13 protein-coding genes are annotated in these 19,291 nt (G+C 40.3%); 7 read left to right on the top strand and 6 right to left on the bottom strand.

Annotated features, from left to right (window positions below; genetic code table 11):
* Positions 1 to 805 precede the first annotated feature (805 nt).
* On the top strand, positions 806 to 2,698 hold the full coding sequence (locus ACYQ28_RS16660; RefSeq protein WP_460052021.1) for a DUF885 domain-containing protein: 1,893 nt from the start codon (positions 806 to 808) through the stop codon (positions 2,696 to 2,698).
* Positions 2,699 to 3,004: 306 nt separating this feature from the next.
* Here the strand turns inward: ACYQ28_RS16660 and cmoB are convergent, their stop codons facing one another.
* Together cmoB and cmoA are read right to left on the bottom strand one after the other, a co-directional pair.
* A complete protein-coding gene (gene cmoB, locus ACYQ28_RS16665; protein WP_460052023.1) occupies positions 3,005 to 3,976 on the bottom strand; it encodes a tRNA 5-methoxyuridine(34)/uridine 5-oxyacetic acid(34) synthase CmoB in 972 nt (323 codons plus the stop codon).
* A gap of 9 nt (positions 3,977 to 3,985) precedes the next feature.
* Complete coding sequence (gene cmoA, locus ACYQ28_RS16670; protein ID WP_460052024.1) at positions 3,986 to 4,759, bottom strand: carboxy-S-adenosyl-L-methionine synthase CmoA; 774 nt, start codon at positions 4,757 to 4,759, stop codon at positions 3,986 to 3,988.
* A gap of 177 nt (positions 4,760 to 4,936) precedes the next feature.
* On the opposite strand from cmoA, the gene ACYQ28_RS16675 reads away from it, so the two are divergent.
* Entirely contained in the window at positions 4,937 to 6,583 is a 1,647-nt protein-coding gene (locus ACYQ28_RS16675) for a response regulator (RefSeq protein WP_460052026.1), read from the top strand.
* Entirely contained in the window at positions 6,583 to 7,299 is a 717-nt protein-coding gene (locus ACYQ28_RS16680) for a sensor histidine kinase (RefSeq protein ID WP_460052028.1), read from the top strand. The genes ACYQ28_RS16675 and ACYQ28_RS16680 overlap by 1 nt, the downstream gene beginning before the upstream one ends.
* 250 nt (positions 7,300 to 7,549) lie before the next feature.
* Here the strand turns inward: ACYQ28_RS16680 and ACYQ28_RS16685 are convergent, their stop codons facing one another.
* Both ACYQ28_RS16685 and ACYQ28_RS16690 read right to left on the bottom strand, forming a co-directional pair.
* Entirely contained in the window at positions 7,550 to 8,605 is a 1,056-nt protein-coding gene (locus ACYQ28_RS16685) for an NAD-dependent epimerase/dehydratase family protein (protein ID WP_460052029.1), read from the bottom strand.
* Between the two features lie 230 nt (positions 8,606 to 8,835).
* Positions 8,836 to 10,794 (bottom strand): VacB/RNase II family 3'-5' exoribonuclease, encoded by a 1,959-nt coding sequence (locus ACYQ28_RS16690; protein WP_460052031.1) that lies wholly within the window; start codon positions 10,792 to 10,794, stop codon positions 8,836 to 8,838.
* A 358-nt stretch (positions 10,795 to 11,152) separates the two neighbouring features.
* Here ACYQ28_RS16690 and gltX point away from each other — a divergent pair, with 358 nt between their 5' ends.
* Together gltX and ACYQ28_RS16700 are read left to right on the top strand one after the other, a co-directional pair.
* On the top strand, positions 11,153 to 12,640 hold the full coding sequence (gltX, locus tag ACYQ28_RS16695) for a glutamate--tRNA ligase (protein WP_460052032.1): 1,488 nt from the start codon (positions 11,153 to 11,155) through the stop codon (positions 12,638 to 12,640).
* An 880-nt stretch (positions 12,641 to 13,520) separates the two neighbouring features.
* Complete coding sequence (locus ACYQ28_RS16700; RefSeq protein WP_460052033.1) at positions 13,521 to 16,097, top strand: type IV pilus assembly protein FimV; 2,577 nt, start codon at positions 13,521 to 13,523, stop codon at positions 16,095 to 16,097.
* 86 nt (positions 16,098 to 16,183) lie between these two features.
* On the opposite strand, the gene ACYQ28_RS16705 is transcribed toward ACYQ28_RS16700, so the two are convergent.
* On the bottom strand, positions 16,184 to 16,474 hold the full coding sequence (locus tag ACYQ28_RS16705; RefSeq protein WP_460052035.1) for a YdaS family helix-turn-helix protein: 291 nt from the start codon (positions 16,472 to 16,474) through the stop codon (positions 16,184 to 16,186).
* 121 nt (positions 16,475 to 16,595) lie between these two features.
* On the opposite strand from ACYQ28_RS16705, the gene ACYQ28_RS16710 reads away from it, so the two are divergent.
* Both ACYQ28_RS16710 and ACYQ28_RS16715 read left to right on the top strand, forming a co-directional pair.
* A complete protein-coding gene (locus ACYQ28_RS16710) occupies positions 16,596 to 17,243 on the top strand; it encodes a helix-turn-helix domain-containing protein (RefSeq protein WP_460052036.1) in 648 nt (215 codons plus the stop codon).
* Between the two features lie 682 nt (positions 17,244 to 17,925).
* Positions 17,926 to 18,252: a hypothetical protein gene (locus ACYQ28_RS16715; protein WP_460052037.1), complete on the top strand. Its 327-nt coding sequence runs from the start codon at positions 17,926 to 17,928 to the stop codon at positions 18,250 to 18,252.
* 65 nt (positions 18,253 to 18,317) lie between these two features.
* Here ACYQ28_RS16715 and ACYQ28_RS16720 read toward each other — a convergent pair whose 3' ends face one another.
* A complete protein-coding gene (locus tag ACYQ28_RS16720) occupies positions 18,318 to 18,644 on the bottom strand; it encodes a hypothetical protein (RefSeq protein ID WP_460052039.1) in 327 nt (108 codons plus the stop codon).
* Between the last annotated feature and the right edge of the window lie 647 nt (positions 18,645 to 19,291).

Consider the following 19,291-nt stretch of genomic DNA (forward strand, 5'->3'; position numbering starts at 1 on the left):
TGCTCTGCTAAAAACATAAAATCTTCTTTATTGCGTTGATCATTTAATTCCAGTGCCGAAATTCAATAACGGGCTTACAAGTTCTATGGGTGTTTCTGGTTAACGCCTCCAAGATTCGATCATGGTAATTGTAGTTACCTACAATTCTAAGAATGGGCAATGCATTCGCGTGCCGCTGAAACTCGGGATTAATCGGAGTTGCTCATAGAATACGTTCAAAGGTTTGCAGTACGTTATTTGAGCCAAAATAAACAGAAACACTATTCATGATACGCATCTGAAGGTGGGAAAAATTAGGCGCTTATATAAATCTCTATTGCCAAATTGTCATTTCTACGCACTCTTGTGTGCATTATTTTCGCAAAGTCACAGTTTTCAGAAAGTCATAGCGGCCAAAAAGTATTGTAAATTAATGTTATTAGAATAAACCATTTCTCTCAAACTCTCGTCATAGCGGTGGTTTTAATAAAATCATCCGTGATTCAAGCAGAAGATAGACATTGAAAGTACGATTTCCAATTACTTCGTGGTTTCAGTTGCTTACAGTTCTTGGTATGGGCGTCAGATTTTTGTATCGCTGGAATCTCTGAGTTAATCAGAGCTTTCTTTAAATCTGTAGGTATCTATTTTTTATGGCGCGTTATGTTACTTAGTATTGGCCCGTAATTTGGGCTAATCGCAAGATAACTCGTCTTGGTAGTCGCAAGCGACAACAATTGATTATTGTAAAGCACGGCAAGAGGTTCTGATTGATTCAGTTTTCTCCAATAAAGTGCTGTTCAGACAAAAAAATATAGGAAATTTTATGCGATACAGTGTATTAGCAGCGTTAACCACGTTATCTCTCATGGGTTGCACCCTAGGTGCTGGCGCACCCGACAAGAGTGCCGCTACCGATTACAGCAGTTCCGCAGTAGCGCAAGTTTATGACGCCGAAGTCATTAAAAAAGAGAGTGAGCGTCTTAACGCGTGGTTTGATGAAAAATTCGAGCAAAATATACTCCGTAGCCCAATTGGACTGACCTTTTTAGGTCGCTCTGAAAGACAAGGTGAGATCGACGATTTCTCTGAGGCCGCTTTCGAAGAAAATCTAGAGCTAGTCAAAGCCAATCTGGCTGAGCTTAAATCAAGCTTTGATTACAACAAATTAAGTTCAGATGCCAAGGTTTCTTACGATATTTGGGTGTATCAAGCCGAGCAAAACCTAGCTCAAGATAAGTTCTCAGACAACAGCTATGTCTTTGAACAGATGAATGCCATTCATACATTGTTTCCGCAAATTTTGATTTCTTTCCAGTCCGTTCAATCGCAAGAAGATATGGAAAACTACGTATCGCGAATAAAAGAAACGGGTCGTGCGTTAAATCAGTTAGTCGATTTTTCAATGAAGGTTGCGAAAAAAGGCGTTCGTCCACCGTATTTTGCCTTTGATGCTGTTATTGAAGAATCTACCGCGATTATTACCGGCGCACCTTTCACCGAAGGCGAAGATAGTGATGTTTGGGCGAGTGCTAAATCAAACATTAATAAATTGTTAGAAGACGGAAAAATTGATCAAAAAACTGCCGATTCATTAACCGAAAAAGCCAAACAACACCTGATCAACGATTTTAAACCTGCCTACGAGCGTTTAATTGCGTGGCAGAAAAAAGATCGAGTGAATGCCAGCGAAAAAGCCCACGGCGTTGGTGCATTACCCAACGGTAAAGCCTACTACAACGAGCGATTGGCCAACCAAACAACCACCAATCTAACGTCTGATGAAATTCACGAAATTGGCTTGAAAGAAGTTGCACGTTTACGTGGAGAAATGGAACAAGTTAAAGCTGAATTTGGCTTTGAAGGTTCTCTTGCCGAATTCTTTGTATTTCTTCGCACCAATAAAGACGACGAACGACTTTATTACCCAAACACAGATGAAGGCCGCCAAGGTTATCTAGACGACGCGACCGCTGCCATCAACAATATAAAATCGTTACTGCCAGAATACTTTGGCATTCTGCCAAAAGCCGATATGGTAGTAAAACGTGTGGAATCTTTCCGCGAAAAAGACGGTGCTGCTCAGCATTATTTCCCACCAACGCCAGACGGTAGCCGCCCAGGTGTTTATTACGCGCATTTATCCGATATGACCGCAATGCCAAAACGCGAGCTTGAAGTTATTGCTTATCACGAAGGCTTACCGGGCCATCATATGCAAATTGCCATTGCCCAAGAGCTTACCGATATTCCAGTGTTTAGAACTCAAACCGGCTTTACCGCCTACACCGAAGGCTGGGCACTGTACTCTGAGAAATTAGCCACCGAAATGCCCGGCACCTACGCCGATGCCTTGTCTAATTTTGGCCGTATTGGCTCAGAAATGTGGCGTGCTATTCGATTGGTTGTTGATACCGGATTACACGCGAAAGGCTGGACAGAGCAACAAGCCATTGATTATTTCAAGGCAAATTCCGCTATTACAGAGGCACAAGCCGTATCGGAAGTTCGCCGTTATCTGGTCATTCCCGGACAAGCCACCAGCTATAAAATTGGTATGTTAAAAATCCAAGAACTTAGAGCCAAAGCCGAATCAGAGTTAGGCGATAAATTCGATATTAAAGCGTTTCACGATGTTGTTTTAGGCGGGGGCGCGGTACCTTTATCGGTACTTGAGCACATTGTTGATACTTGGATTGAAACTCAGAAAAAAGCCTAGGTTTTATTCTTAATTGTTAACATGAAAATTCTCAATGCTTAACGATTCCTATAAAAAGCATTGAGAGTTCAAACCTCCAATAAGTTAATTGGAGGTTTTTTTATATAAAATTCGTTAAGGCGACTTTAGGAACCTCTGATTAACTCATCCTTGATTTAATCAGAGGACAGAAATTGAAAATGTGATTTCCAATTTCTTCACAATTTCAATCACTTACAGTTCTTGAAATTGACGACACATCCTTGTGTCGCGAGAAACTCTAGGTTAATCAGAGTTTCCTTTAACTAATTCAGAGTCTTTTTAACGCTATTTAATTGCCGTAAAAACCGCTCTTTTAGGTCGAGGGTGTCCTTCTGCAGTTTTACTGTGATCATTCGGGTCTAAAAATTGTTCCAAAGAATGGAATTTCATCCACGGCGTTTGGCGTTGCTCTTCAAAACTGGTTTCATTCAAATCCACCAGCTCAATTGAATTAAAGCCCATTTTCTTTAACCAAGAGGCTAGGGTTTCGGGTGTGGGAATAAACCACACATTGTTCATCATGGCGTAGCGTTTTTCTGGCACAAGGCTATAACCGAATTTGCCATCAACCACTAATGTTTCTAGAACCAATTGCCCGCCGTTTTTTAATGCATCTCGTAATTCTTTTATATGATCGAAGGGTGATCGGCGATGATATAAAACACCCATACTAAATACGGTGTCAAACGCATTTAATTCACTGGGTACAGCTTCCATGGGTATGGGTAAAACATGTACAGGAACTTTGCCGATAAAATGTTTGATCATTTCAAACTGCACCACAAATCGCGGTGAGGGATCAATGCCAATGACACGTTTTGCGCCCTCGCCATACATTCGCCAACAGTGATAACCGCTGCCACAGCCCACATCCAACACCGTTTTATTCTTCAATGGTAATATGTGTGGCAATACACGATCCCACTTCCAATCAGAGCGCCATTCTGTATCTATGTGCGTACCGTGGACGTGAAAAGGGCCTTTACGCCAAGGAATTAAATCCGCTAAACGATCGTGAATCTCTTGTTGAATTTCTGGCGAGCAATCACCATTTTCACCAATAAATACACCGTTTTTTAAATCAGTAAATTCACTACTAACTTTTGGTAAGGCGTACAAAGCCTTTTTCCATTCAGTGAGATCACCAAAACGTTGTTCACTTAAGCCGCTGGCAACTTGTTCGGCAATTACATCGGCCCAAGCTTGCAGTTCTGTATTTTGCAGTTCGTTAATTAAATCTTGGTAGTGTTCAAGCATGAGTCGTGTTTATAAATGAGTCGTTTTTTGTGCAATCATTGAGGCAAAGTTAAAACACTGAAACCAAACGTCAGCATCATCAAAGCCCGAGCTTTTAAGTCGTTGGCGATGTTGGCTTAATGTCTCAGGAATTAATACGTTTTCCAGCGCCTCGCGTTTTTGAGAAATTTCTAAATCGCTGTAACCATTAGCGCGTTTAAAATCGTGGTATAGATCAATCATCAACTGGTTGTGACGCTGATCTTCAAAGGCAATTTTTTCCGATAAAATTAATACGCCACCGGGATTTAAACCCTGATAAATGTTGGCGAGCAATTTATCGCGCTGCTGTACCGGAATAAATTGCAAGGTAAAGTTCAAAACAACGATCGACGCGTTTTTTATTTCGATACCATTAATATCGTCACACACCAATGTCACAGGCGTAGCACTGTGGTCTCTGGCCATCATCTTTTGGGCACGTTCAATCATCGCTTGTGAATTATCGACAGCGATAATTTCGCAGCCCCGCTCACCAATATTTTGTCGCATGGCCAACGTGGCTGCCGCTAGAGAACAACCCAGATCGTAGCAATTTGAATTTGCTTGCACATATCGACTGGTGAGATCGCCAATCATGCCGATAATTGTTAAATAACCAGGTACTGAGCGCTTGATCATGTCAGGAAATACGTCAACAACAGCCTTATTGAACGCAAACTTATCGATAGCCGCCATCGGATTGGCGAAAACGGTATCTGTGTTCGCGCGATTGTCGGGATCTTGAACGTGATCGTTTGGCATTGATTTCCAGTGCAATTATGTCTGTCTGAGTTAATAAATGGCGGAATTCTAATGTTTTAGACATCCGCTCGCCAGTGGCATGTGAACCGGTTGTCATTCTAGCGTGATTGAATTCTACCGAATTGTTAAGTCGAGACTAAACTTGTACTGAAACCTATTTGCTTAGACTGTATTGATATGCCAATAAAATCCGACGGCCCGCTTGATATTTTGATCGTTGATGACTTCGAGGGATTCCGCTTTGCGTTGATGCGTATGCTCGATAGCTTGGGAGCTGCGCAAATTGACACCGCTAATACCGGTGAAAGTGCCATTCGCATGTGCCGTTCACGTAACTACAAAGCGATTATCGCCGATTACAATTTAGGTGCCGGGAAAACCGGTTTGCAAGTGTTGGAGGCCCTGCGTTTTCATAAAATTCTGCATCATCAGCAGGCTTTTATGCTGGTCTCGGCCGAAAATACCAAAAATGTTGTCTTAGCCGCAGCCGATGTTGAGCCTGATGCGTACCTTACTAAGCCCGTTACCGCCAAGAGCCTGCAACAACGGCTCAGTAAAATATTACAGCAACGATTTTTGCTATCGCCGTTGTATCAAGCGCTTGAGTCGGAAGATTCGTCAGCGGTCATTGAGTTTTGTAAGGAACATATTCGCAAAAAAGGCCCGTATTCGCCCATTTGCCAAAAAATGTTGGGTGAAGCTTTAATCAACGCTGGAGATTTAGATGAGGCTCATCATCTCTACCAATCCGTGTTGGCGCAAAGAGAGTTAGACTGGGCCATATTAGGCTTAAGTAAAGTGAATATGGCCAAAGGTGAGGGTGATATCGCCGAGAAAAAGATTGGCGATTTTTTACAGGTCAATCCTTTCTTTATGCGAGGTTACGATTTTTTATCCAACCTTTATGAATCGCAAGAGCAATTTCTTAAGCAACAAGAAGTTTTGCAAAAAGCTGTACAGATATCACCACTGGCGTTATTGCGGCAGCATAAATTATTAGAGGTTGCATCCGACAATCATGATTATCTGGTTGCCGCTCAAACGGGTAAACGCGTGGTGCGATTAGCGCAAAATTCGGTTTATTCAGATTTAAATCAATTTGTTTTGTATTCTCAAAATGCGGTGAAATACGCACAACAAGTAACAGAATCTAGCGAAGATTTTTGTGAAGATTCGCAAAAATATTTAATGAATAAAATTGGTCAATTAAAAATTGATAATCTTCAACACGCCACTACCAATTGTGTGTTGGCACAATTAAATAGCGCCCAAAATAAGATGACTGAGGCAAATAATTTGGTTCAAGAGTCTGAAATGTTAATTGCAACAGTGGCAGAAGAAGATGTTTCACTAGACTTTGAACTTGAGTATGTTCGAGCGTTAAAAGCAACTTCTGAAAAACAAAAAGCAACTGAGAAACTTAATTTTCTTGTGAAAAAATACGCGAAAGACGACGACGCTCTCGCAAAAATTGATGACTTGTTGGATGACCCTGTTAGCAAGAAAAATACTCGCTACATCGCTGAAATTAACCGTCGCGGCATCGAAGCTTATCAAGCAAAAGAATATCCCACTGCTATTCAACAATTTTTGCAAGCTCGACGTTTATCACCCAATCATATCGGTGTAAATCTCAACCTAATTCAGGTTATGGTTGAAGATGTAAAGCATCATGGTGTGCGTCAAGAATACGTAGAAGATATTGAAAAATCGTTATCTAAAGTTAGAACTCGGATCTCTAAATCTGACGCTCAATTTGATCGCTTAAGAGCCTTAGAAAACGAAATTCATCAGTTACGTTTATTCGATAAAAAACCGGTTTAATGACTATGAATGTAAAGGCCAACGCTGATGCCAGCACAGAGGCAGATTTTTCATTAGCGCTTGCAGTCAGTGTGCATGATATGAAAAATTCCATGGGAATGTTGATGGCGTCGTTAGATGAAATTTTTTCTTACGATAAGCAGACATTACCCGTGGAGTTAAAAAAACAACTCGCAACCGTGCAATACGAAGCCTCAAGAATTAATGTAGATTTGGTGAAAATATTGTCAGTGTATCGGTTGCAGCATAATCGCTTACCAATACACATTGATAATTGCTTTATTGCTGAATTATTAGAGGAACAAGTTCTTAGAAATCAAAATTTAATTGATTCCGAAAACATACACGCTCAAATAGTGTGCGAAGCAGATTTAACAGGTTTTTTAGATGTTGATCTGGTGGCAAGTATTATCAACGATGCACTGATCAATGCATGTCGATACACAAAAAATGAAATTTTGGTTGGCGCCGAAGCCATTCAAGGCTATTTGCACATTTACGTTGCCGATAACGGTTCAGGATTTCCCGAAAAGCTATTGCACAGTGATCGTGAAAACGTTTTCGAAAAGGATTCTCTTGATCGTACCCATTTAGGGATTTATTTTGCCGAGAAAATTGCCGCTATGCACCGTCACAATGGGAGTGCTGGCTATATTAAATTAACCAACAGCGAAATGCTCAGCGGCGGATTATTTTCGTTGTATTTGCCTATGTAGGTTTTATACGCAATATATTTAAGAGAGCCTCTGATTAACTCATCCATGATTTGATCCGACGACAGAAATTGACAGTGCGATTTCCAATATCTTTACAATTTCAATCACCTACCGTTCTTAAAATTGACGATACATGCTTGTGTCGTGGGAAACTCTAGGTTAATCAGAGTTTCCATAATATTGTTAGAGCTTGATTTACAACACTGCCTTGCGAGGATGATAAATCCGGTTTAATAGCAATTTCATACCCTCAGAAAAGCTTACTATCAATGGCTTGTTGAAAAAATTCTTCCAGCGATGTTTTTAGATCGCGATAATTCATGTTAAAAGCCTTTGTAGCCTTGCTGTTATCCGCCTGCCAAGGATAATCTACATTTTTACTGATCATTTCTCGCGTTAATGTGTTATCCACCAGTGGCCCAACTAACCATAATAACCATTTTGGTAAACACGATTTTGGAATTGGATAACGTGTACCGTATTTCTCCAGTAATAATCGTGTCATGGCGTAGGTGTCGGTGCTGTAGGCGCAAGCGATGTAACGTCCATGAGCTGATGGCGTGAAGCCGGCTTGAAGGTGAATTTCGGCAACATCTCTAACGTCGATCAAACCCAAACCCCACTTGGGCGCACCGGATTTTAATTTACCGGCACCCAGTTGTTTGATGATATTAAAACTTTCTGAAGTGGCATTCGGATTTATTCCTGGGCCAATAACTAACGACGGATTAACGGTTATCAAATCCCAGCGCGATTGAGCCTTGGCAATTTTCCACGCTTCTCGCTCTGCCAGTGTTTTTGAGTAGGCGTAAGGATTATGAGATTCTGATGCCGTGGTATTCCAATGTTCTTCGGTGAGTGTTTTGTTGGGAATGGTTTGTAAATCGATATTATCACCGTAAATAGCCGCGCAACTGCTGGTAACAACAACGCGTTTTACACTTTCTGTGTAATTGGCTTCTTCTAAAACATTACGTGTTCCTAATAATGCCGGTTCGATAAGATCCCGTTTGGGATTGTTAACTTTCAACATAAAAGGCGAGGCTGTGTGATACACCAGTTCGCAGCCTTTCATAGCCTGAGCATAAGATCCCGGCTTTAATAAATCTGCTTTAAAATACACAATGTTGCCGCTGGTTTGTGCGGCAATTTCGTTAAGGTATTTAAGCTTCTCTAGGTTTTCTGGATCTCTAACGGCTGCATGAACGGTGTGTCCTTTTGCTAGTAGTTTTTTTACTAGATGCCCGGCAACATATCCGGTAGCGCCAGTGACAAGAATAGGGCTGTTATTATTAATGTGTGTCATGGCAGGTCTCGTTTATTGAATAGTACTGGCAGACGTTTGGACGCTCTGATTAACTCATCCACGATTTAATCAGAGTTCTCTTTTATTGAAATTATAGAGAACTTAAAAAAACGTACCTTTAATATCTGGCCGTCGATCTCATTAGGCATAAACCAATTGGAGTTTACTAGAGATATTATTCCGTACAATAAAAAAAGGGCCGTAAGGCCCTTTAGTATTCAGTTATTTGATTACGCAGTAACGAGAGTGCTGGCAATTTGGCGACGCTCTACATCGACGTTAGTAATTTTTACAGTAATTAACTGATCAAATACAAATTCTTGATCTTCAACTTTTAATGTTAGACGATCGGGATTAAATTCTATTTTTTGTTCTTTGTCTTTGCGATCGCGCAATTGTACAAATGTTTCAACACCATTTTTGTTCAGTCGAACACCAACACCTTGGCTGGTGATCATAGATACTTGTCCTTCAAATTCTTGGCCGACAAAATTGTTCATGTATTGGCAAATTAACCATTGCTCTAGTTGACGACAAGCATAGCGACCTTCGCTGTTTTGTTCTTTTAGGGTTGTTAATTGCGCTTCGTTGATGGACTCGGCTTTATAGAAACCTAAGGAGTTCTTAATAATGATGTGGTTGTATAGATCGTTAAAACGACGAATAGGCGAAGTAATATTGGCGTAGTGGCTAAAACCTAAACCTAGGTGCGGTTTAACTTCAAAGCTTAATTCGCTCGGACGCAATTGACGCTTTAACACAGCTAACAAGGTGGATTTGTCGTCTTGATGTTGCAAATCAGAGATTAATTTTTGGTAGCTTGCAAGCGATTGAATATCGCCAATGTCTGCATCTTCGCCCAGATCTGAAGCCAACAGCTTATTCACTTGTTGTAGACGATCTTCTCTAAAACCTGCGTGTGTTGAGAACAGCCCAGCAAGGTTGTGTTGTTCTAAATATTGTCCAGCTACAACGTTGGTCACCAACATGGCCTCTTCAACCACTTTTTGTGCGCTGTTGCGATCGACACGAATAATATCGCTTATTTTTCCAGCTTCATTTAATTTGTATTCGTAGTCTGGGCGCTCTTCCATGACTAAGGCATTTTTTTGGCGATATTCAAATCGAGCATTCGCAACTGACTTTAGAAGAGATAAAGATACTTTAACTTCATCGCTAAGGTCGTTCGCTTCTTCAGCGCCGTCCAAAATGCTACTGACAAAGTCATAACTGAGCTTTGCGTGTGAGCGAATGGTTGCTACAGCGAATTCGTAATTATCGACACTGCCGTCGGAATTAATGGCCAAAGTAATTACCAGTGCTGGACGATTTTCTTGAGCTACCAGCGAATAACTGTCTTCTGATAATTCGTTGGGAATCATCGGCGCCGAATTACCGGGGAAATAAATGGTTTGCCCACGCGCTAAGGCTTCTTGGCCCAGTGGACTCTCCAAATTGATACCCGAACTCGGATCAGCAATAGCAACCACCAGCTTCCAACCGGATTCCGTAGTTTCTGCAAATAGCGCATCGTCCATGTCTTTGGTAGATTCAGAATCGATGGTAACAAATGGAATGTGCGTTAAATCTACGCGTTGTGGCTCTTGCAAATCAAATGGTTGCGGGTTTTCTTTTAGACTTTCTAACTGTTTAAGGTGGGCTTCGTTCCAAGTGTCACGCAATTGAAACTTATTAATAATGTAAGTTCGTTCAATACTTTGGTCGTCACGACTGCCAATATGTTCGATAACCTTGGCCTGTGCTTTACCATCCTCAAATGGGTGGTGAGTAATTTTACAGCGCACGTAATCGTCGTTTTTAGCTTTACCGCGACCTTTCGGCGGTAAGAACACCCAACGGCTGAAGAAGGGCACATCGGGTACAACAAAATGGCCTTTACCTTTTTCTAAATAAGTACCAACAAACTCTTTTAACTCCGACTTAATCAACTTCTCAAGCTGTGCTTCCAATTGGTCTTTATCATTGGTGCTTAAATCAACTTCTACTCGGTCACCGGGGAAGACACGGTTCATTTGGTCTGGGTCGAGGAAGGCTTCGCGTTCGTCATCAAGTACAACAAATCCGTATCGGCCTTTTGTTCCTCTTACAGTACCTTGAGCCAGGTTTTTAGCGGCGCGAATACTGTGCTTTAGTTGAGACAGTTGATTAAGAGCATCGGAATTTAACATTGGGATTGCTTTTCGTTGAGGTGAAATAAGGAGTTATAGCGCTGGGGCATATTCTCTGGCGTTAAATTTTGCGCGCATAATACCAAAATCGAAGCATGAAAACAGGGCGTTTCGCCCGGTTAATAACTCAGGTTTAGCGAATCTTTACTAAAATCAGCTCGAATTGCTGAAGATTAATACAATCCATGCAAAACACAGTCGCTTTAATAATTGTGCAAAAGACGTTCGTAAAAGTGTCATAAACCGATTAAATTTACGGCAAATTTACGAAAGTTCAGATCACACTTTAATCTTCTCTGACGACACCCGTATAATCACTGATTTCATTCTGTTTAGAGTTTCAGGAAACCCTTATTCCATGACCGTTCGTACTCGCATAGCACCTTCTCCTACCGGCGATCCGCACGTAGGTACCGCTTACATCGCCCTATTCAATCTGTGTTTCGCTCGCAGCCACGGCGGCCAATTTTTGCTGCGTATTGAAGACACCGATCAGGTTCGCTCAACCTCAGAATCTGAACAGGCAATATTTGATAGCCTACGCTGGTTGGGTCTAGATTGGGATGAAGGTCCAGACGTTGGTGGCCCACATGGCCCGTATCGTCAAAGTGAACGTCGCGAAATTTATCAAAAATACGCCCAACAATTATTGGACTCCGGACACGCGTTTCGCTGTTACCGAACCCCAGAAGAATTAGACGAACTGCGAGAAGCACGACGTGCCGCCGGTGGTTTTGCGGCACTGAAACCCAGCGAGCTGAAACTATCCGACGAAGAAGTACAACGTCGCGAAGCTGAAGGCATGCCCTATGTGGTGCGAATGATGGTTCCAGAAGGTACCGGCCCATGTCCAATCGACGACATGTTGCGCGGCACCATCGAGTTAGACTGGGGCCAAATCGACGCCCAAGTTTTGTTGAAGTCTGACGGCTTACCAACTTATCACTTGGCAAATGTGGTTGATGACCATCTAATGGAAATTACCCACGTTATCCGTGGCGAAGAGTGGATTAACTCAGCACCCAAACATAAGTTGTTATACCAATACTTCGGTTGGGAAATGCCAACGTTGTGCCATTTACCGCTATTGCGTAACCCCGATAAATCAAAACTCAGTAAGCGTAAAAATCCAACCAGCATTTGGTATTACCAACGCATGGGATATTTACCAGAAGCGTTACTGAATTATTTGGGTCGTATGGGCTGGTCTATGCCCGATGAGCGTGAAAAATTCAGCCTGTCTGAAATGATGGAAGCCTTCGATTTAACGCGCGTTTCTTTGGGGGGGCCAATTTTCGACGTAGACAAATTAAGCTGGTTAAACGGCCTTTGGATTCGCGAAAACTTCTCAACCGAGCAATTGGCATCACGTATACAACAGTGGGCGTTAAACCAAGACAATCTATTAAAGGTATTGCCACACGCGCAAACACGCATGAATACCCTCAGCGACTTTATACCGCTGGTCGCGTTTTTGGCATCGGGTCAATTGACCATTACCAGTGACAGTTTTAAAGAATTAAAACTTGAAGAAGACGATCTAAAACGCGTATTGCAATTTGCCTTATGGAAGCTTGAGGCTCTGCGTGTTTGGGAACGCGATGAACTGTTTAATACCTTAAAAGGTTTAGCCGATGCCATGGGTATAAAAATGAAGGACTTTTTAGCGCCTTTGTTTATTGCCATCGCAGGTACCACCGCGTCTTTCTCGGTGTTTGATTCTATGACTCTGCTTGGTCCAGACATGTCGCGCGCAAGGTTACGACATGCACTTAATGTTGTTGCTGGTGAACTGGGTAAAAAACAACTGAAAAAACTCGAAAAAGAATACGCCACATTGCCGTAACCTAATGTTTTAACGATTACCTACACAAAATGCATCGCCGCCACAGTGACCAACTTGCCGCTGTGGCGGCGTTTTTATAACCACTTTTCTTTTGTAACTTCTCATCACTCGCCGGTTCCTATCGCTAATTCCTATCACCAATTCCTATCACCAATTCCTATCACCAATTCCTATCACCAATTCCTATCAATAGAAATCTTTGATGAACTCATCGACGATTCAATCATAAGACAGAAGTTAAAGATGTGATTTGCAATTTTTTCGCAATTTCAATCACGAGCAGTTCTTGAATTTGGTGACGCTTCTCTGCGTTACTGGGTACTCTAGGTTAATTGGAGTTACCTATAGGAACCTCTGATTAACTCATCCATGATTTAATCAGAGGGCAGAAATTGAAAATGCGATTTCCAATTTCTTCAAAATTTCAATCACTTACCGTTCTTGAAATTGGCGACACATCCTTGTGTCGCGAGAAACTCTAAGTTAATCAGGGTTTCCTATACATAAAATTCCTAAAAATCTGTATTTCTGTCGTTTTAATTTCCAATTTCAATAACACTTATTTCTATATTCAAAATTCTATTGATCTAAACAGAATTTACCTTTGTTGGTCCGGCTATTTTTAGAGCTTTTGCTATTGTTAATAATACAGCAAGTCCTGATTAAGCTCGGTTCTAAGCCATATAACCTTGCGTTACCCTCAGTTCAGGTTGAGAGAGTTTTTCGTAAAAATACATTCCGAATAATGATTGATCGACATAGCAAAGGTTTTTTATTGGTGTTTCTAAAGCAAGTGATAGCGCATTTTATAAAAACGTATTTCCTGACAGAAAAACAGAGAGCTTCAACACAATATGATTTAACTGTAAACGAAAAAAAATTGAAGTCTGCTAATGAGCTAACATTAGAGGCTATTTCTATAAGTAAACGCTTATTGGTGTATGCGACACTCGCTGGCAGTTCACAGGTTTATGCATTAGGCTTAGGTGATATAAATGCCAAAGCGGAACTTGGCGAATCGTTACAAGCTTCTATTACATTAATTGGTAATGACGTTGATATTGATGATATACAAGTCAGGCAACTAACGCTCAGAGAAACGCAGCAACTGGGTTTGTCCGAAATCTATCAGTATTTTCCTTTGTCGGTAGAATTAAAATCTAATATCAATTCGGTTGAGGTTTATTTACAATCCAAACAAATTATTCGTGAACCTTTCATAGAATTTGCCATAGAGTTGGCTTGGCCCAATGGCAATGTCTATCGCGTTTACACGGTATTACCCGAGACACCTAACGTATCGATAGAAACTAATCTTGCAAACAACACCGCTGAAATCCAAAGCGATAAAACGGCTAATACTGGCAATAATTCATCGAAAATTAATGATACAAAAAACACCGAGAATTATTCGGATTTTCAAGATAGTTACGTTGTTCGTCCCGGTGATACTGTTAGCTTAATTGCTCGCAATTGGGGGCGTTACACTGAAAAATCCAGCCAAAGTTTAACCTTACGTGCAAGCCAATGGCTGATAGAGAACAATCCACAAGCTTTTATTAATGGCGATCCATCAACATTGTCTGTTGGTACAACACTTAATTTGCCAAAGCTTGAATATTTTTATCCAGTTGATATTCACGCATCTGGTCAAAAAGACGTTGCTGGCCTAACTCGACGTTCGATAGTTGAAACTCAAGCTGCCAAAAAAATAGTCTCGCAAGAGAATAATAATACTGATATCGCAGCACTTAATACTTCCGCTATTGAATCTCGGGTAAGATTATCGGCCAAAAGCGAGCAAGATGTTTATGCGTTAATTGAAGATAAAGATTCGAGGCTGAACACAAATAACTCAGAGTCCACCGCCGAACGAATTTTGCGTTTACAAAGCCAAATAGATTCTGCCGCAGAAGAAATTGCCCGACTAAAACGGGAAAACGATTATTATCGTCAACGTATTGAACTCATTGAAAATGGCGGTATGAAAGAATTGCTGGAACGGGTTTTAGCATTACAAGAGCAACAAATAGCAAGTTTGCAGCAAAGGGCGACTGTTGATACAAGTGTTTCTAGTGAAGATGCAATATCTGTAGCTAATAACGTGCAAACAGAAAGTTCGTCAACATTAAATAGGTTGAATTTACCCGCAAACAATAACGGCTCAGTGACCGAGAGCGAACAAAATCAATGGTATTTATCGGGTTGGTATTTTTTTGCCGTGGCTTCTCTGGTGTTTATGTTGTCGGCAATATTATTTTTAAAAAGGAAGCGCCCGGCTGAAATTGCACAAGACAACAACTCAGATGCACAAAACCCAATAATAGAAGAAATTAGTCATTCAGACATTGGCATTAATTTAGCGAATTTGGAAAATTCGACTTCAATTACAGAGGAAAAAAAATATACCGAGCAGGCAGAGCATTACGGAAAAAATTCGCCGACTTCCGACACGCCTCATGCAAATTTGAACTGCATAGAATCTAAGCAGGCGAGTGATAATACTCAGACGACACCAAAGGATACTTTTGAAAAATCCTCAATGGCGAACAATACAAGCTTTGTTGGCAATACTTTTTTTGCAGATAAAACTTCGGAAAAAACGCGAGCTGAAAAATTATCAGGCAATTATAACTTGGGTGAGATAGAAGCGGTATCTGCCGAAAAGCTGATTCCATTTCACTCCGAAAAGTTTCCAGCAGATGTTTTTAACGATTATGATCCTCTGCAAAAAATCAACGTTACCAGAGATTTCATCAAAAAGCAGAAGTTGGATGAAGAATCACAAAGGAAAAAAGCCAACGCGAGCACATTTAAAGACAATGTCGTCGATACAATTGATACAAACCTCGATGAGCTAGAAGCGCTTCTTCCCGAAGAAGAGTTGATCATTAATGCAGATTCTCTACCCAAAAATTTAATGAATTTGGAAGAGGTCGACTGCCCAGAGTTTCAACTTGATCAAGAACTGTTGGATGAACTGGCGTTAGCCGGTCAAGAAGCAAAACCTTCATCAAAAGATAGGCAGGACTTAAAAGAAATAAAGGAAACAGCGGAATTAACTATCGATGACAATTTAACGATTAAATACCTCGATGATTCCGACATGATTGCAGAGCATTTAGACTGTTCTGAATCGCCGGAAGGCCTCGATGATTTAGATCAACTCATTTGTAGCGAAAAAAACGCTATACGCGTAGAAGATAAAAAAGCTAACGAATTTTATTCTTTTGGTGACGATATTTCTCCAGAAAATGACTTGCTTGAGATTGATGGAGATTCATTGAGTGACAAGGTAAAAACTGCTCTAATGAAAGAAATCGATTTTTATTTAGCCATTAATAAACGGGATAAAGCACAAACCCTTTACGAACTATTGCTGGAGCAATACCAAGGCGATGATATTGATCAGTTAGGGGTTAGGCTGCTTCAGTTTGATCAACGTTTTGGCAGCTAATAAAAATACTCAGTAATATAACTGGTCATAAAATACGGTATTCAATAGATATTATTCCCACAATTTGGGTAAATAATGATGTGAAATTAATACTTTATCTTGGTGTCGATGATCGTTAAATATAAATCTTTTCTAAGTTTCTCTCGCGGTATACCCACAGCAAATTCTATAGGTACAACATACTCGGCGGGTGGAATGGGTCCTTTGTAATCGTTTAACCATTTCCATATATTATTTTGTTTGACTTTAAGCGGTGGTCGCTCGTCTTTGTAACAACCGTTTTTAATCATTAAATCAATGGCAAGATTTATCTTTCTTGCCAATTGAGTTTGGCCTCCAGCCTTTAAAATGGCTGTTTCCAAAGCATATCTGCTCATTGACCCTCCCTGGTGTGATTCTTAAACGTTACAGTATTGAATAAGAATACCCATATTGTAGTTTAAAGGTCAAGCTAACTAAGGGTTGGTCGAATTACTCTAAAAGTAGTACATTACGCCGATGAACTACGGCGAACGACTCAAATACGCTCGAAAACTGCGCGGATTATCTCAATATGAGTTATCCGACAAATCGGGTGTCTCTCAACAAGCTATTTCCTCCATGGAAAGCTGCAAGCGCGGCGTTTCAGGTGCGACCTTTAGCTTGGCGTCATCATTATCCGTTGATCCCGAATGGTTGGCGCTCGGCAAAGGCGAGCCGGAGACTAAACGTGAGTATGGTAACGAACGTGTTCCCATTATTCGTTGGAATCAAATCGATGCCTTCATTGCCGGTAACTCTGTCGAAATTGAGTCCTATTTGCAGGAATATTTACTAGAAGGGCGCTCATTACTCGGTTTGCCGTCAAACGGAATCGTTAGCTTTAACGAACCACTTGGCGCGCGAATTCGCCAAATATTGGTTGTTGATTATTCAAAAGCAAAAATTGAAAACCAGTGGCAAAACCTTCCTTTCCTAACACCTCTAGAATCGCTGGCCATTGTATCGGCTCCTGAAAAAGGGCCGACCGTAAAAGTCTTAGCACCTAACGGCCAATCGGTATGGTTAGATGATCCAACCGGCCGCGATGAGCAGCAAGAATACAATCCTTATACCCACAAAATACTTGGCGTAATTGTCGGAATCGTCACACCGATCGGCCGATAGGCCAATAACAAGTAGAAATAGGCGACAGAATTGTGTGCAAAACCGCAATTGTGTTCATTCTATTTGACTAAACGTTACGAGTATGATTTATTTGCAACCACATTATGAGTTATAAGGTTAAGTCTTGTGGTCATTGTGTTGCGATCTAGTTTTGGCTCGCTTTTTTACATGTGTTTACCAAAGCGTATTAACAATCACATAAATAGATAATTATAAGAATGCCGAAAAATAGTTTGCAGCGGTATTTGTATATTTATTAACACAATTAAAGCTTCAATTAATGACATTGATATCAAATAATATTGATCACGAATTATGATTTACAAACATCGACCACATTTAAAATAAAGGAACCTCTGATTAACTCATCGATGATTTAATCAGAGCGCAGAAATTGAAAATGCGATTTCCAATTTCTTCACAATTTCAATCACTTACCGTTCTTGAAATTGGCGACACATCCTTGTGTCACCGGAAACTCTGGGTTAATCAGAGTTTCCTAAAATTTATTTTTTGAATGCTTAGACCTTGACGAATTGATTACCCAGATCAAAAGGTCGAAATTATCAAAGTGTTCAGCCAAGATTACTCCACAATTATTGGCTTAATGACATTATTTTCTGCTTTGTATTTCCCTTATTTAAATGCAATACATTAATAAAATTACAGATAGGAACCTATAATGGAAACAGTTTGTAAAAATTCTGAATCAGATACTTACGTTTCAGGCGCGGTTGAAGAATATCTTAAATTAAGCAGAGACATGTCGAACAACTTAAAAATGATTGAAAATAAAATGCGAAATCATTTAGGTGATTTTTTCGACCTAACCATGTCCGATCTTATTGAAGAAGCTTGGCAAAAAACACCAGAAGACGACGGCGACATAGCTGCAACGTTAATGGTAATGTCCTGCGCCTTCGACAAAACCGATATCAACTTCTACATGATATTGGCTGCTTTATCTTATTATATGGATCACTACCTATCGACAAGGCATTTTCAATGATTCTGTTATGGGGAAGGTTACAATTGTTAATGAAAATAAAGCGGGTGTTACCCGCTTAGTAACTATCATAAAAAACGAACATAAGAAACATTTTCAAAACCTTCTGTACAACCACCAGTTCCGCCGATAAACATCTCTCGATCAGACGCTTTAGCTGCGATTACTGAACTAAAAATAGATTTGCCTGCATCGGTTGTTAAATCAACAGTAAAACGATTATCAGTCGCACAGGCGGGTTGATTGGTTGCAGGTGTATGAAGCTTAATAAATGCTCTATTTTGCAAACTACCAGTGGAATTTATTTGGATGAAGTCAATTGTAGACGTCGTTGTACCTCCAGCAAAAGCGTTTATAGATAAAAAAATTAAAGAAAATAGAGCTAGATGTTTCATCGGATAATTCCTGTTGAATTAAATGCATAAATATAACAAATATAAAGTTTATTGGGCATCAACTAAAGTTTTACTAAACTGAAATTATTTGTTAAGTTTGCTCCGCTCGAACAAGAATGCTTTCTATGGGAATCTCTGATTAACTCATTCATGATTGAATCGAGTGGAGAAATTGAAAATGCGATTTCAAGTTTCTTGCCAATATTAATTGCTTACACTTCTTGAGGTTGGCTACACATTCTTTTTTCAATGGAAACTCTAGGTTAATCAGAATTTCCTGTATTCATTTATCTATTTTGGTGCTGTGATTGTTGCCATTGTGTGCCCAGGTTTTAGCTCGTAATTTTACATGTTTGATATTGAGTTCGAGCGTAAGGTGTAATCAGTGCTAATCGGTTTTGATGACAATAGCAATAAATTAAAGAGTGTTTTTTTAATCTGAATCTATTCCATTGATGCAGTGGGCTTTTAGCTATACGGATTGTCTATGATAAATTGCGAATTAAGAAATTAAGAAGGAAGTTTGTAGAAGTTAGACAAGCTTCGCGAGCCTATCGACGAAGCTTTTAACTGTGTAGTGGTCAATTATTTTCATACCACCCTGTAGGAGGTTTTTATCATTTAAATGCTTTCTCAACTTCAGCTGG

The sequence above is a fragment of the Sessilibacter sp. MAH1 genome (assembly GCF_054658315.1).